13 protein-coding genes are annotated in these 15123 nt (G+C 71.2%); 5 read left to right on the forward strand and 8 right to left on the reverse strand.

The annotated features are described in order from the left end of the window. Positions 1–92: 92 nt before the first annotated feature. Genes ASG30_RS04335 through otnK form a run of 3 tightly spaced genes read left to right on the forward strand, consistent with a single transcriptional unit; the run spans position 93 to position 3361 of the window. Positions 93–566 (forward strand): tripartite tricarboxylate transporter TctB family protein, encoded by a 474-nt coding sequence (locus ASG30_RS04335; RefSeq protein WP_082521892.1) that lies wholly within the window; start codon positions 93–95, stop codon positions 564–566. A gap of 7 nt (positions 567–573) precedes the next feature. Continuing rightward, the gene (locus tag ASG30_RS04340; protein ID WP_055893431.1) at positions 574–2076 is read left to right on the forward strand and encodes a tripartite tricarboxylate transporter permease; all 1503 of its coding nucleotides are present in this window, start codon (positions 574–576) and stop codon (positions 2074–2076) included. 7 nt (positions 2077–2083) lie between these two features. Then, positions 2084–3361 (forward strand): 3-oxo-tetronate kinase, encoded by a 1278-nt coding sequence (gene otnK / locus ASG30_RS04345; RefSeq protein ID WP_055893180.1) that lies wholly within the window; start codon positions 2084–2086, stop codon positions 3359–3361. 45 nt (positions 3362–3406) lie between these two features. Here the strand turns inward: otnK and ASG30_RS04350 are convergent, their stop codons facing one another. The 6 genes from ASG30_RS04350 to ASG30_RS04375 are packed head-to-tail and all read right to left on the reverse strand — an operon-like array spanning position 3407 to position 9134. Further along, complete coding sequence (locus ASG30_RS04350) at positions 3407–4144, reverse strand: ribonuclease activity regulator RraA (RefSeq protein WP_442965664.1); 738 nt, start codon at positions 4142–4144, stop codon at positions 3407–3409. 18 nt (positions 4145–4162) lie between these two features. Next, entirely contained in the window at positions 4163–5095 is a 933-nt protein-coding gene (locus ASG30_RS04355; RefSeq protein ID WP_055893184.1) for a dihydrodipicolinate synthase family protein, read from the reverse strand. A gap of 18 nt (positions 5096–5113) precedes the next feature. Further along, positions 5114–6373 carry an alpha-hydroxy acid oxidase gene (locus tag ASG30_RS04360; RefSeq protein ID WP_055893187.1) on the reverse strand — a complete coding sequence of 420 codons (1260 nt, stop codon included), beginning with the start codon at positions 6371–6373 and terminating at the stop codon, positions 5114–5116. A gap of 6 nt (positions 6374–6379) precedes the next feature. After that, positions 6380–7366, reverse strand: coding sequence for a tripartite tricarboxylate transporter substrate binding protein (locus tag ASG30_RS04365; RefSeq protein ID WP_055893191.1), 987 nt, complete (start codon positions 7364–7366; stop codon positions 6380–6382). Positions 7367–7420: 54 nt separating this feature from the next. Next, on the reverse strand, positions 7421–8455 hold the full coding sequence (locus tag ASG30_RS04370; protein ID WP_055893194.1) for a hydroxyacid dehydrogenase: 1035 nt from the start codon (positions 8453–8455) through the stop codon (positions 7421–7423). 1 nt (position 8456) lies between these two features. Beyond that, positions 8457–9134 carry an RraA family protein gene (locus ASG30_RS04375; protein ID WP_055893197.1) on the reverse strand — a complete coding sequence of 226 codons (678 nt, stop codon included), beginning with the start codon at positions 9132–9134 and terminating at the stop codon, positions 8457–8459. 150 nt (positions 9135–9284) lie between these two features. Here ASG30_RS04375 and ASG30_RS04380 point away from each other — a divergent pair, with 150 nt between their 5' ends. Then, the gene (locus ASG30_RS04380) at positions 9285–9983 is read left to right on the forward strand and encodes a GntR family transcriptional regulator (RefSeq protein ID WP_055893199.1); all 699 of its coding nucleotides are present in this window, start codon (positions 9285–9287) and stop codon (positions 9981–9983) included. Between the two features lie 10 nt (positions 9984–9993). Beyond that, positions 9994–13113, forward strand: coding sequence for a D-2-hydroxyglutarate dehydrogenase YdiJ (gene ydiJ, locus ASG30_RS04385; protein ID WP_055893202.1), 3120 nt, complete (start codon positions 9994–9996; stop codon positions 13111–13113). Positions 13114–13134: 21 nt separating this feature from the next. Here ydiJ and ASG30_RS04390 read toward each other — a convergent pair whose 3' ends face one another. Together ASG30_RS04390 and ASG30_RS04395 are read right to left on the reverse strand one after the other, a co-directional pair. Next, the gene (locus ASG30_RS04390; protein ID WP_055893433.1) at positions 13135–14085 is read right to left on the reverse strand and encodes a 2-hydroxyacid dehydrogenase; all 951 of its coding nucleotides are present in this window, start codon (positions 14083–14085) and stop codon (positions 13135–13137) included. Between the two features lie 5 nt (positions 14086–14090). Beyond that, positions 14091–15050, reverse strand: a complete 960-nt coding sequence (locus tag ASG30_RS04395; RefSeq protein ID WP_055893206.1) for a Bug family tripartite tricarboxylate transporter substrate binding protein — start codon at positions 15048–15050, stop codon at positions 14091–14093. Positions 15051–15123 lie beyond the last annotated feature (73 nt).

Genomic DNA, 15123 nt, shown 5'->3' on the forward strand with positions numbered 1-15123 from the left:
CATGACGAGCCCCCACGTTCGTTCACTGCGTGTAACTCCCTGCCCCCCGAGGGGGCCCTCAGCGCCCTTCGGGCGGCCGGGCGGGCGCTGACGTGGCAGTGTCCCGCCGCACCCTGGAGATCGCCACCGCCGCGACGCTGGGGGTGTTCGCCTCCGCCGTCATCGCCGGTTCGCTGCAGCTGGACACCGGCTGGGGCACGACCGGGCCGCAGGCCGGCTACGTGCCCCTGCGGCTGGGCGGGCTGCTGCTGGTGGTGAGCCTCCTCATCCTGCTGCAGTCGGTGCGCACGGCGATCCCGGGCAGCTTCGCCACGCGCGAGGAATTCGGGCGCAGCTTCTCGTTGCTGTGGCCCACCCTGGTGATGGTGGTGGCGATGCCCTGGCTGGGCATCTACCTCACCGCGGCGGTCTACCTGGCCTTCATGGCGCACCGCCATGGCGGGCAGGGGTGGGCGCGCGCGGCCGCGCTGGGCATCGTGACCACGGTGCTCTTCTTCCTGGTGTTCGAGTTCTGGTTCGGCGTGTCGCTGGCCAAGGGCCCCATCGAAAACTGGCTGGGCTTCTGACGCAATGCTGGACCAACTGAATCTCCTGATGGGCGGCTTCCAGACCGCCTTCAGCGTCTACCACCTGTCGCTGATGGTGGCGGGCGTGCTGCTGGGCATCCTGGTCGGTGTGCTGCCGGGGCTGGGCGCGCCCAACGGCGTGACGCTGCTGCTGCCGCTCACGTTCACCATGACGCCGGTGGCGGCGATCATCCTGCTGTCGTCGATGTACTGGGGCGCGCTGTTCGGCGGCTCCACCACGTCGATCCTGTTCAACATCCCCGGCGAGCCTTCCTCGGTGGCCACGACCTTCGACGGCCACCCGATGGCGCGCAAGGGCGACGCCGCGCGGGCGCTGGCCATCGCCTTCCTGTCGGCCGGCTTCGGCGCGCTGGCGGGCGTGGTGGTGGTGACGCTGGTGGCCAACGCCATCGCCGGCTTCGCCCTGAAGTTCAGCCCCGCCGAGTACTTCGCCGTGTACCTGCTCACCTTCTGCAGCTACGCGGGCATGAGCGGGGGCAAGCCGCTGAAGACCATCGCGGCGCTGCTGCTGGGCCTGATCCTGGCCGGCGTGGGCACCGACACGGTCTCGGGCGAGATGCGCATGACGTTCGGGTCGGACCTGCTGGTGGGCGGCGTCTCCTTCCTGGCGGCGGTGGTCGGCCTGTTCGGCATCGGCGAACTGCTGGTGACGGTGGAGGAGGGCCTGGCGTTCAAGGGCCTGCATGCGCGCATGAGCTGGCGCACCGTGTGGCAGGCGGCCAAGGAGATGCCGGCCTACGCCTGGACGCTGCTGCGCTCCACGGCGATCGGCTGCTGGATGGGCATCACGCCCGGCGGCCCGACGGCGGCTTCGTTCATGTCGTACGGCATCGCCAAGCGCTTCTCGCGCCGGCGCGACAACTTCGGCAAGGGCGAGCCCGAGGGCGTGGTCGCGCCCGAGACGGCCGACCACTCGGCGGGCGTCTCGGCCCTGCTGCCCATGCTGGCGCTGGGCGTGCCGGGCTCGGCCACGGCGGCGGTGATGATGGGCGGCCTGATGATCTGGGGCCTGCAGCCCGGGCCGATGCTCTTCATCGAGCACGCCGATTTCGTCTGGGGCCTGATCGCCTCGATGTACATGGCCAACGTGGTGGCCATCGTGCTGGTGCTGGCCACCATCCCGCTGTTCGCCGCGATCCTGCGGGCGCCGTTCGCCATCATCGGCCCGCTGATCGTGGTGGTGTGCCTGATCGGCGCCTACACCATCGGCGGCAAGATGTTCGACGTGTACCTGGCCATGGGCTTCGGCGTCGTCGGCTACGTCTTCAAGAAGCTCGACTACCCGATCGCGCCGCTGATCCTGGCCATGGTGCTGGGCGACAAGACCGAGGATGCCTTCCGGCAGTCGATGCTGCTGTCCAACGGCTCGCTCGGGATCTTCTTCAGCAACGGCCTGGTCGGCTCGCTGGTCACGGTGGCCCTGGGTCTGCTGGCCTGGAGCTTCGTGGCGCCGCTGCTGAAGCGCCGCACCCCGGCCGCCACCGCGTGAGGTTCGCATGACTGAAGCGCCCCGTCGCCTCGTGCTCGGCGTGATCGCCGACGACTTCACCGGCGCGACCGACGTCGCCAGCATGCTGGTGCGCGCGGGCATGCGCACCGTGCAGGTGATCGGCGTGCCCGATGGCCCCGTGCCGGAGGCCGATGCCGTGGTGGTGGCGCTCAAGTCGCGCACCACCCCGGCGGCCGACGCGGTGCGCGAATCGCTCGCGGCGCTGCGCTGGCTGCAGGCCGGCGGTGCGCGCCAGTTCTACTTCAAGTACTGCTCCACCTTCGACTCCACCGCGCAGGGCAACATCGGGCCGGTGGCCGAAGCCCTGCTGGACGCGCTGGGCAGCGACTTCGCCATCGCCTGCCCCGCTTTCCCGGAGAACGGCCGCACGGTGTTCCGCGGCCACCTGTTCGTCGGCGACGAGCTGCTGTCCGACTCGGGCATGCGCCACCACCCGCTCACGCCCATGGCCGACGCCAGCCTGGTGCGGGTGCTGCAGGCCCAGTCGCGCGGCAAGGTGGGGCTGGTGCGCTACGACGACGTGGCCCGGGGCGAGGCGGCGACACGCGAGTGCTTCGATCGGCTGCGCGCCCAGGGCGTGCGGCTCGCGGTCGCCGACGCGATCGGCAACGACGATCTGAAAACGCTGGCTGCGGCCTGCGCCGGGCTGCCGTTGATCACCGCGGGGTCTGGCGTCGCGCTCGGGTTGCCCGCGGTGTACCAGGCGCAGGGCTGGATCCAGCCGGATGCCGCGGCCGCGGACCTGCCCTCCGTGGGCGGCCACGCCGCGGTGCTGTCGGGCTCCTGCTCGACGGCGACGAATGCGCAGGTGAAGCACTGGATCGAGGCCGGCCGCCCGGCGCTGCAGGTTGATGCGCTCGCGCTCGCCCAGGGCCAGCCGCTCGCCGAGCGCGCGCTGGACTGGGCGCGTCCGCTGCTGGCCGCGGGGCCGGTGCTCGTCTATGCCACCGAGGCGGCGGACCGCGTGCGGGAGGTGCAGTCCACGCTGGGCGCGGGGCGCGCCGGCCAGCTGGTCGAGGACTGCCTCGCCCAGGTGGCGCGCGGGCTGGTCGATCTTGGCGTGCGGCGCCTGGTGGTCGCCGGCGGCGAGACGTCGGGCGCCGTGGTGCAGGCGCTGGGCGCCACGCAACTGCGCATCGGCGGCCCGATCGACCCGGGCGTGCCCTGGACGCAGGTCGAGGGCCGGCCGCTGCTGCTGGCGCTGAAGTCCGGCAACTTCGGCACGGTGGACTTCTTCGACAAGGCGCTGAAGCAGGTCGGCTGAGGAAGGGCCCCGCGCGAGCCGGCGCGCGCGAGACCCGGGCGCTCCCTAGCGCTTGTCCTTCGCCATCGCCGCCTGGTAGCGCGCCTTGTTCTCCGCGTTCGGCGGGTAGAGGCCGGGCAGGGCGGCGCCCTGGTTCACCTCGTCCATGATCCAGCCCTCCAGGCGCTCCTGCTCGGGCGCCTCCTGCAGCACCTGGTCGAGCAGGGCGGCCGGGATCAGCACGGCGCCGTCGTCGTCGCACACCATCACATCCCCGGGGAACACGGCCACGCCGCCGCACGCGATGGGCTGCTGCCACGCCACGAACGTCAGGCCGGCGACGGACGCGGGCGCGGCCGCGCCGCTGCACCACACGGGCAGGTTCGTGCCCAGCACGCCCTGCACATCGCGCACCACGCCGTCGGTGACCAGGGCGGTGATGCCGCGCCTGGCCATGCGGGCGCAGAGGATGTCACCGAAGATGCCGGCGTCCTGCACGCCCATCGCGTCGACCACGGCGATGCAGCCGGCCGGCATGTCCTCGATGGCGGCGCGGGTGGAGAGGGGCGAACCCCAGGACTCGGGCGTGGCCAGGTCCTCGCGGGCCGGAACGAAGCGCAGCGTGAAAGCTCGGCCCACCAGCCGCGGCTGGCCGGTGCGGATCGGCCGCGAGCCGCGCAGCCAGACGTTGCGCAGGCCCTTCTTGAGCAGCACGGTGGTGATCGTGGCCGTGGTGACCTTCGAAAGGGTTTCGACGACCTTCGGGTCGAGGTCCATCGCGGGGGGAGCGGAAGGGGAAGGCATGGGCATGGATGTCTCCGGTTATCCGAGTTCGCTCAGGCGCTTGTCCTGCCGGCGCACCAGGCGGGCGATGTCGGCGAGGTCGGGGGCCGAGAGCCTGGGCCCCGGCTTGCGGATGAACGCCGACGCGATGGCGCCGCGCTCGTGCAGCAGGTGCTTGCGCACCGCCAGGCCGATGCCGGCCTGCTGCTCGTAGCGCGCCAGCGGCAGGTAGGCGTCGAAGAGGTCATGGGCCCGCTCGACGTCGCCGCGGGCATGGGCCGCGACCACGTCGACCATCATCTCGGGCCAGGCGAAGCCGGTCATGGCGCCATCGGCGCCGCGCGACAGCTCCTCGGGCAGGAACAGGCCGCCGCCGTTGCCGGTGAGGATGGACACGCGCCGCACCTCGCCCTTGTCGCCGGCGGCGCGGATCGCCGAGAGCTTGGCCAGGCCCGGCCAGTCCTCGTGCTTGAGCATCACGCAGTGCGGCGAGTTCTTCAGGATGCGCAGCACCACTGCGGTCGACATCTGCACGCCGGTGGCCACGGGATGGTCCTGCAGGCACCAGGGCACCGCGCCCAGCGTCTCGTTGACCATGTCGAAGTAGCCGGCGATCTGGTCGTCGGTGCGCACGGTGGAAGGCGGCGCCACCATCACGCCGGAAGCGCCCAGGTCCATCACGGCTTTCGTGAGCTCGCCCATGGCGGCGAAGCCGGGCGAGGACACCCCGACCACGGTGGGCACGCGGCCGCCCACGCGCTGGACGACCTGTCGGGTGAAGGCCTTGGCCTCCTCGGCGGTGAGCTTGGTGGCCTCGCCCATGATCCCGAGGATGGTCAGGCCGGTGACGCCGCGCTCCAGGCAGAAGTCCACCATGCGGTCGGTGCTCGCGAGGTCGAGCGCGCCGGCATCGGTGAACGGGGTGACGGTGATGAGGTAGACGCCCTTGGCGGACGGGTCGAATCGGTGCATGTGTCAGGACTTTCGGGTCTACACGGGAGCGCCCGCGCCGGCGTGGCGGGGCATCAGGAAGTCGTCACGGATGTCGGCAACGGTCGTCACGCCCAGCATGGCCATGTCGCGCGACACCTCTTCTCGCAGCAGCGAGATCGCCTTGCGCACGCCGGCCTCGCCGGCGACCGAGGCCGCGTAGTTGAAGGGCCGGCCGACGAAGACGAACCGGGCGCCCAGCGCGAGCGCCTTGAGCACGTCGGTGCCGCGCCGGAAACCGCTGTCGATCATCACGGGCACCTCCGGGCAGGCCTGCACGATGCGCGGCAGCACCCGCATCGGCGACACCGTGCCGTCCAGCTGCCGGCCGCCGTGGTTGGACACGATGATGCCGTCCGCGCCGTTCTCGATGGACAGGCGCGCGTCGCGCACGTCCAGGATGCCCTTGACCACCATCTGGCCGGGCCACATCTTTCGGATCATCCGGATGTGCTGCCAGCCCAGGTGGCCGCGGTCGGAGAAATCGCGCAGGACGCTGGCCGAGAGGATGGGGGCGCCTCGCCGTGCGTAGTTGTTCTCGAAGTGCGGCATGCCGTGCCGGGCGATCGTCTTCAGGAAGGTGCCGAACAGCCAGCGCGGGTGTGTGAGGCCTTCCCAGGCCAGGCGAACGCTGGGCCGCAGGGGCGTGGAGAAGCCCGCGCGGATGTTGTTCTCGCGGTTGGACGCGATGGAGGCGTCCAGGGTGACCACCAGGGTGCCGTAGCCGGCCGCCTTCACCCGCTCGACCAGCGCGACGATCTCCGCCTCGGCGCCCGGCAGGTAGGCCTGGAACCAGGCCTGCGGGTTCGCCTTGGCGATCTCCTCCATGCGGATCAGCGACGACCCGCTCATGATCATGGGCAGGTTCTCGCGGGCGGCCGCCTGCGTGAGGACCAGGTCGCCGCGATAGGCCGACAGGGCGCTGATGCCCATGGGTGCGATGCCGAAGGGCGCCGACCAGGTGCGGCCCAGGAGCGTCGTCTCGGTCGATCGCTTCGAGGTGTCGATCAGCACCCGGGTCACGAACTCGTAGTCGTCGAAAGCGCGCTCGTTGGCCCGCAGCGACTGGTTGCGCTCCACGCCGCCGGACACGTACGCGAACACCGGCGCGGGCAGGTGCCGGCGCGCCGCGGCTTCGAAGTCATCCAGGCACAGGACATGGCCCAGCCGGGCGGGCAGGGCCAGGGGCCTGTCGACGGGGGTCGGGGCGGCGGCACGGTGCGGCGCGACCGTGCTGCCGCCCGAAAGGTCGGGCGGCATCGAGGTTTACTTCTCTCCCCAGGGCATGGCCTGCCACAGCTGCTTGAAGCCGGCCTCGGCGTCCTTCAGCTCGGTGGCGTAGGCGGCCGGCGGCAGGAAGCGCAACGGCGCGAAGAAGCCGGCGGCCTTGGCCTGGAACTCCGGATCGTTGGCGGCCTTCTGCACGGCGGCGGCGAGCTGGTCGCGCACGGCGGGCGGCAGGCCCTTGGGCGCGCCGATGCCGCGCAGCGACGCCATGATGATGTCGTAGCCCTGCTCCTTGAACGTGGGCACGTTGGGCGCCAGCGCGGTGCGGGTGGTGCTCATCTGGCCCAGCTGGCGCATCGCGCTGCCGCCCTTGACGTACTGCAGGGCCTCGCCGATGTTCATCGCCGCCACCGTGATGTCCTTGCCGACGATGGCCTTGTGGACTTCGGCGGCGCCCTTGAAGGGCACGTGCGTCATCTTGATCCCCGCGGCGCGCTCGAAGGCCAGCGTGGCGATGTGGTCGTCGGAGCCGATGCCGGTGGTCCCGTAGGTCACCGCGCCCGGGTTGGCCTTGGCGAAGGCCACCAGGTCCTTGAGGCTCTTGTGCGGGCTGTCCGCGTGCACGGAGAAGTTGCCGGGGTCGTCCACCAGGTTGCCCAGCAGGTCGAAGTCCTGCCAGTGGAAGTTCGACTTGCGCTCGATCGGGATCGTCAGCACGTTGGGCGTGTTCAGGAAGCCGATCGTGTAGCCGTCGGCCGGCGCCCTGGCGATCTCGGAGAAGCCGATGCCGCCGCCCGCGCCGGGGCGGTTGACCACGACGATGCTGGCGTTGTTGCCCAGGTGCTTGGCGATGAACTGGGCCGCCGTGCGGGCCAGGATGTCGGTGCCGCCGCCGGGGGCGTAGGCCACGATCATCTTGATCGGCTGCTCCGGGTAGGCGGCGAACGCCACGCTGGGGGCGGCGGCCACGGCCGACAGCAGCAGGGCCGGCAGCAGGCGGCGCAGGGTGGAGGGGATGCGTTGCATGGGGGATGTCTCCTCGGTTCTGGAAAAAAAAAGGATGGGTGGTTCGTGGACGCTTCAGCCCAGGATCCGGGCGCGCCGCTTCTCGTAGGCGGACCAGGCCTCGGGGTTGATGAGGCGCGGCGGCCGCTCGCCGGCCAGCAGGCCCGCGATCTGTTCCGCCGCCATGCTGGCGACGTTGCGGCGGGCCTCGTGGGTCACGCCGGCGGTGTGGAAGGTGGCGAAGACGTTGTCCATGGCCAGCAGCGGATGGTCCAGGGGCGGGGGCTCCTGGTCCCACACGTCCAGGCCGGCGCCCGCGAGGTGGCCGGAGCGCAGCGCCTCGACCAGCGCCGCTTCGTCGTGGATGCCTCCGCGCGCGGTGCTGATGAAGATCGCGCCCTTCTTCATCCGCCCGTAGGTGGACGCGTTCATCAGCTTGAGCGTGCTGGCGTCGCGCGGGCAGTGCAGCGACACGAAGTCGGATTGCTCGACGAGCTCGTCGAACGAGACGGCGCGCGCACCCCGGCTGGCGATCTCTTCCGGCGACAGGAAGGGGTCGGTCGCGATGACGTCCATGCCGAAGGCCTGGCCCAGCGCCGCGACGCGCCGGCCGATGTGGCCGATGCCCACCAGGCCCAGGGTCTTGCCGCGGATCTCGTGGCCCATCACGTCCTCGCGCGAGAAGCCCGTTTCGCGCCGCATGCGGCGGTCGCTCTCCAGCATCCGGCGGGAGACGCCCAGCATGAGCCCGAGCGTGTGTTCCGCGACGGAAGGGGCATTGGCGCCCGCCTGGTTGACGACCAGGACGCCGGCCGCGGTGCAGTCGGCCACGTCGACGGTGTCGTAGCCGGCGCCGCTGGACGACACGCACAGCAGGTCGGGGCAGCGCGCCAGCAGGTCGGCCTTGGCGAACCATTCCGGGGGCAGCTCGTCCTTGGCGGCCGACACGTGGTAGACGTGGGCAGCGCCCAGCAGGTCCCAGGCCGCGGCGGCCTGGCCGCGCACCTGGAAGACGGAGAGGGACACGGCCGGTTCGCGGGCCAGGCGCTCATCGAACGCGGGGTTGATCCAGAGGTCCGAGCGGACCACTCGCTTTTCGCCGGTCTTCATGTCACTGCGGGTCCGGGTTGCAGCCGATGCGCTTGAGCGTGGCGTCGATCCAGGCGGTGTCCAGCTTGTTCGCGGCGATGTCCGCGAGCGTCTTCTTTTCCGCTTCCATCTTCTTGAGCGTGGCGGCCAGGACCTCCTCGACGCTGTCGAAGGGCACGCACAGCAGGCCGTCGGCGTCGCCCAGCACCAGGTCGCCGGGATGGATGACCATGCCGTCGATGGCGACCGGCACGTTGATCTCGCCCGGGCCGTCCTTGTAGGGGCCGCGGTGCGTCACGCCCGCGGCGTACAGGGGGAAGTCGCCCTCGCCGATCTCCTCGGAATCGCGCACGGCGCCGTTCAGCACCACGCCGGCCACGCCGCGGCCTTTGGACGACGCGACCATGATCTCGCCGAAGAGCGCGTTGGTCAGGTCGCCGCCGGCGTCGACCACGATCACGTCGCCCCGCTGCGCCATCGTGAGCGCCTTGTGGATCATCAGGTTGTCGCCCGGGCGGCATTTCACGGTCAGCGCCGGCCCGGCCAGGTAGCCGCTCTTGTGCATGGGCCGCAGGCGGGCGCCGCCCGCCGTCATGCGCGTCATGCAGTCGCTGACGTTGGCGACCGGAAGGCCCTTGAAGGCCTGGACGTGGCGGTCCGACACCTGGCGGGTCCGTTTGAGGATCTGGAGTCCGAGCATGCTGTCCTTCTCTCTTGCAAAGTGGTTTGGCAGGGTGCGGCGAATGTACAATAAAAAAACAATCAAAGGACACGAAAACCCTCGCGCTGAGCCGTCCATAGTGGTTTGCGAGCAGGGAGCGCCCTGCGAAAGTACAAAAGGGAAACAAAAGTGGCCATCGCTTCCGACAAGGCTTACGAGCTCCTGAAGCAGCGCGTGATCGCCGGCACCTATGCCCCCGGCGCGCAGCTGAAGGAAGAGCACATCGCCCGCGAGCTGGACATCAGCCGCACGCCGATCCGCGCCGCGCTCAAGCGCCTGGTGCAGGACGGGCTGGCGACGGCCGATGCCGGCCGCGGCGTGCGCGTGTCGGAGTGGACCGAGTTCGACATCCAGGAGACGTACGAGCTGCGGGCGCTGCTGGAAGGCCACGCGGCCGACCTGGCGGCGCGGCGCGGCGGGGCCGAGCTGGCCGACCGCCTGGACGGGCTGAACGCGCGGATGGGCGCGGCCATCTCGCATGGCGGCGAATCGACCGCCGAACAGCTCCAGGACATCAATGCGCACTTCCATCGCGCCATCCTGGAGGCGAGCGGTTCACCGCGCCTGCGCGCCATGCTGGCGGGCCTGATCGACATGCCGGTCGTCATCCGCTCGCACTTCATCAGCCGGCCCGAGGATTTCCTGCAGAGCCTGAACCACCACCGCGATCTGGCGGCCGCGGTGCGCGCCGGCGATCCGGAACTCGCGCGGCAGGTGATGCAGGTTCACCTGAAGGTCGCGGCGCATCGCTTCCAGCAGCGGCGCAGCGAGTTCACCGGGGCGCAGTGGACGGGCGCCACGCCGGCCCGGCGCCGCGCGGGCGAGTGAGCCGGTGGCCATGATCCCCGCCCTGCGGCCGGACGACCGGCCTTCGTCCCTCGCGGTCGACTACGTGGCGGAGCTGCGGCTTCGCGGCTTCGAAGGCGACATCGCGCAGGGCCATGCGGACCGCACCGTCTTCGCGACGGACAACTCGATCTACCAGCTCGCCCCGCAGGCGGTGGTCTTTCCCCGCCACGAGCTGGACGTGGTCCGCGTGGCGAAGCTGGCGGCCGAACCGCGCTTTTCCTCGCTCAAGTTCACGCCGCGCGGCGGCGGCACCGGCACCAACGGCCAGTCCCTCACCAGCGGGGTGTCGGTCGACCTGTCCCGCCACATGAACGCGATCCTGGAGATCAACCTCGAGGAAGGCTGGGCGCGCGTGCAGGCCGGGGTGGTGAAGGACCAGCTGAACGCCGCGGTCGAGGCGCAAGGCTTCTTCTTCGCGCCGGAGTTGTCCCCGTCGAACCGGGCCACCATCGGCGGGATGATCGCGACCGATGCCTCGGGGCAGGGCTCGGTCCTCTACGGCAAGACGCGCGACCATGTGCTGGAGTTGCAGGCCGTGCTGATGGACGGCACCGGCTGGCATTCGCGACCGCTGACGGCCGACGAGCTGGAGGCGGCCAAGCGCCGCACCGACCGCGTCGGCGCGGTGCATCGCCTGCTGGACCGCATCCGGCAGGACGATGCGGACCTGATCGCCGAGCGCTTCCCCAAGCTGAACCGCTGCGTCACCGGCTATGACCTGGTGCACCTGTGCGATTGCCACGGCCGGTTCGACCTCAGCGCGGTGCTGTGCGGCGCCGAGGGCACCCTGGCCTTCGTGACGGAAGCCAAGGTCCGGCTGCTGCCGGTTCCCCGCTGCACCGCCTTGCTGAACATCCGCTACGCCAGCTTCGACGCCGCGCTGCGAGACGCGGGCGCCCTGATGAAGCTGGAGGCGGCCTCCAGCGAAACCATCGATGCGACGGTCCTCGCGCTGGCCCGCCAGGACCCGGTGTGGCTCAAGGTGCGGGAGTTCTTCCCCGACGACGCGGAGGGCGCGGCCGAAGGCGTGAACATCGTGGAGTTCGTCGCGGCCGATGAAGCGGCGCTCGAAGCCAAGCTGGCCCGGGTCGAGGCCGCGCTGGCCGGCACCGGTGCCGGCGCCACGTCCGGCCGGCTGGGCTACACGGTCGCCCGAGGTGCCACGCACGCCGCGGCGATCTGGTCCATGCGCAAGAAGTCGGTCGGCCTGCTGGGCAACATGCCCGGCGAGCGCCGCCCGATGCCCTTCGTCGAGGACACGGTCGTGCCGCCGGAGCACCTGGCCGACTACATCCGCGAATTCCGCGCCGCCCTGGACCGGCGCGGCCTGGTCTACGGGATGTTCGGCCACGTCGACGCCGGCTGCCTGCACGTGCGGCCCGCGCTGGACATGAAGGACCCGCAGCAGGAGAAGCTGGTGCGCGAGATCACGGACGAGGTGTTCGCGCTCACGCGCAAGTACAAGGGCGTGCTCTGGGGCGAGCACGGCAAGGGCTTCCGCTCCGAGTACGCGCCCGCGTTCTTCGGGCCGCTCTATCCCCGGATGCAGGAGATCAAGGCCGCGTTCGATCCGCACAACCAGCTCAACCCGGGGAAGATCGCCGCGCCGCCGGGGCACGCGCTCACCCGGCTCGACGAGGTGCCGACGCGGGGGCAGGCGGACCGCCGCATCCCGCTGGTGGTTCGGCAGGCCAACCAGGACTCGCTGCACTGCAACGGCAACGCCGCGTGCTTCAACTACGACCCCGACGACGCCATGTGCCCTTCGTGGAAGGCCACGCGCGACCGCAGGCATTCGCCCAAGGGCCGCGCCTCGCTGATGCGCGAATGGCTGCGCCTGCTGGCGGAGCAGGGCGTCGATCCGGCGCAGGCCTCGGCACGCTCCGGTGGCGGCGCGCGGCGTTGGCTGGCGCTCCCCGCGCGGGCGCTGAACACCCTGCGTGTGCGGCGCGATGACGACTTCTCGGTGCAGGTGAAGGAGGCGATGGACGGTTGCCTGGCGTGCAAGTCCTGCGTGGGCCAGTGCCCCATCAAGGTGGACGTGCCGGCCTTCCGCTCACGCTTCCTGGAGGCGTACCACGGGCGCTACCTGCGGCCGGCCAAGGATTTCCTGGTCGCGGGGCTGGAATCCGTTCTCCCCCTGGCCGCGAAGGCGCCGCGCCTCGTGAACGCCATTACCCATGGCCGTGCGGGCCGCAGCATCTCGCGCGCCCTGGGCCTGGTGGCGCTGCCGGAGCTGGCCACCGGCGACCTGCGGTCGGCGCTCGCGCGGGCCGGCGTCCGCACCGCCACGCCCGAAGCATTGAAAGCCTTGACGCCGGCCGAGCGCGGCAAGAGCGTCGTGGTCGTCCAGGATGCGTTCACCACGCACTACGACCCGGCCGTCGTGCAGGACTTCTGCGAACTGCTGCAGCGGCTGGGCTTTCGTCCCTGGCTGGCGCCGCTGCAGGCGAACGGCAAGCCGCAGCACGTGCTGGGCTTCCTGGCGCGGTTCGAGCGGACGGCGCGCCGCAACGCGGGCCGGCTGCGCGAGCTGGAGGCGACCGGCGTCCCGCTGGTGGGCATCGATCCTTCGATGACGCTCACCTACCGCGCGGAGTACGTCAAGGCGCTGGGCAAGGAGGCCGTGCCGGACGTCGCCCTGCCGCAGGAGTGGCTCGCCCGGCGGCTGCAGGAGCTGCCGCAGCTGGCCTCGGACGGCGGCGCCGCCTGGGCGCTGCTGCCGCACTGCACCGAGCGCACCAACGCTCCCGCGGCCACGTCGGACTGGGTGGCGCTGGGCCGCCGCTTCGGCGTCGACCTGCGCATCGTGCCCAGCGGGTGCTGCGGCATGGCGGGCCTGTACGGGCACGAGCGGGCGAACCGCGCGACCTCCGAGGCGATCTACCAGCTCAGCTGGGGGCCGATCCTGGCGGACGCGAAGAACGCGGGGCGCGTCCTCGCCACGGGCTACTCCTGCCGGTGCCAGGCCGCACTGATGGACGGGATGCCCTTGGCGCATCCGCTCCAGGTGCTGCTGCGCGCGCTCAAGAGCACCGGCAGCACCGGTTCGCCGCGGCATGCCCCAGCTTCGCCCTTGCGGGTGCTGGAGCATCACGAGGAGTATTGAGCGGCGGGACCGCCCCCGGGATCAAGCCGGGCTGGGCAGGGGCTGGCCGTCGAAGAAGGCCGCCAGGTTGTCCAGCACGCGCTGCCCCATGCCGGCGCGGGTCTCGTGCGTGGCGCTGGCGACGTGGGGCAGCAGCACGACGTTGTCGAGCGAAAGGAGTTCCTGCGGCACGCTGGGCTCGTGCTCGAACACGTCGAGCGCCGCGCCCGCGATGCTGCGGCGCTCCAGCGCGGCCACCAGCGCCTTCTCGTCCACCACGCTGCCGCGCGCGATGTTCACCAGGAAGCCTTCCGGGCCGAGTGCGTCCAGCACGCCCGCGTCGATCAGGTGGCGGGTGTCGGCACCGCCCGGCGTGCTGACGACCAGGAAGTCCGACCAGCGCGCCAGCTCCTGCAGCTGCGGCACGAAGGGAAGCGTTGCGCCCTGCACGGGCCGGCGGCCGGTGTAGCGCACGTCCATGGCGAAGCCGCTCGCGCGCTGGGCGATGGCCTGGCCGATGCGGCCGAGCCCGACGATGCCCAGCCGCGCCCCGCTGACTTTTCGTGCCAGCGGAAAGGCCTGGGGCGGCTGCTGCACCCAGCGGCCGGCGCGCACGTAGCGGTCGCCCTCGGGGATACGGCGGGCGATCGACAGCAGCAGCCCGAAGGCGAGGTCGGCCACGCAGTCGGTCAGGACGTCGGGCGTGTAGCCGACGGGGATGCCCCGGCGCCGCGCCGCCGGCACGTCGAGCACGTCTAGGCCCACGCCGAAGCTGGAGATGACGCGCAGGTTGGGCAGGCGCGCGAGCAGGGCTTCGTCGAAGCCGGCCCGGGCCGACGTCACCAGGCCGTCGATGGCCGGGCCGACCTGCGCGAGCTGGGCATCCCGCTCGGCGCCGGCAGGCGCGAGCCGGTGGACGGTGTAGCGCTCCAGCAGGGCGCGGTCGACTTCGGGCAGCAGGGCGATGGCCTGCAGGAGGATGGGGCGGTCCATGGTGTTCACTGCGCGCTGATCTTGCGGTCGCGGATGATCTGTCCGTAGCGCTTGCGGTCCTTGTCGATCATGGCCGCGAACTGCGCGGGCGTGCTGGTCGCCGGCACCGCGCCCAGGTCCACCAGCTTGCCCCGGACCTCGTCGCGCGCCACCACCTCGCGGATGTCGGCCGAGATCTTCTCGGCCAGGTCGGCGGGCGTTCCGACGGGCGCGAGGATGCCGATCCAGGAGATGCTGTTGAAGCCGGGCAGGCCGGACTCGGCGAGCGTGGGCACGTCCGGCAAGGCGGACACGCGTTTGTCGCTGGTCACCGCGAGCGCGCGCAACTTGCCCGCCTTGATCTGCCCGCTGGCCTCGAACACCGTCATGAAGGACAGCTGCACGTGGCCGGCCAGCAGGTCGGCCACCGCCGGGCCGCCGCCGCGGTACGGCACGTGCAGCACGAAGGTGCCGGTGGCGTCCTTGAACATCTCTGCCGCCAGGTGCGGGCCGCCGCCGGCGCCGGAGCTGCTGTAGCTGAGCTTGCCGGGCTGGGACTTGGCCAGTTCCACGAACTCCTTGACGTTGCGGGCGCGCACGCCGGGGTGGACCATCATGGCCAGCGGCAGCTCCGCCACCAGCGACACCGGCGCGAACGCCTTGTCGGGGTCGTAGGGCAGCTTGGGGTAGAGAACGGGGTTGATGGCCTGCGTGCCGATGTTGCCCATCAGCAGCGTGTAGCCGTCGGGCCTGGCCTTGGCCACGGCATCGGCGCCGATCTGGCCCGCGGCGCCGCCCTTGTTGTCCACCAGGACCGGCTGGCCCCATTTCTTGGACCGCTGCTCGGCCAGGATGCGGGCACCGGTGTCGGTGCCGCCTCCGGGCGGGAACGGCACGACGATGGTGACGGCCTTGCCCGGCCAGGCCTGGGCCAGCGCCATCGAGGCCGCCAGGCACAGCGCCGCGAACGTGAATGCTCTCTTCATGCGTTTGTCTCCTTGCTGCGCGCCAGTCTAGGAGCACATCGATCCAAGGCCAAACCAGAGAGTGGATGGATCG

It is taken from the genome of Ramlibacter sp. Leaf400 (assembly GCF_001424545.1).
In the GTDB taxonomy this organism is placed as follows: domain Bacteria; phylum Pseudomonadota; class Gammaproteobacteria; order Burkholderiales; family Burkholderiaceae_C; genus Ramlibacter.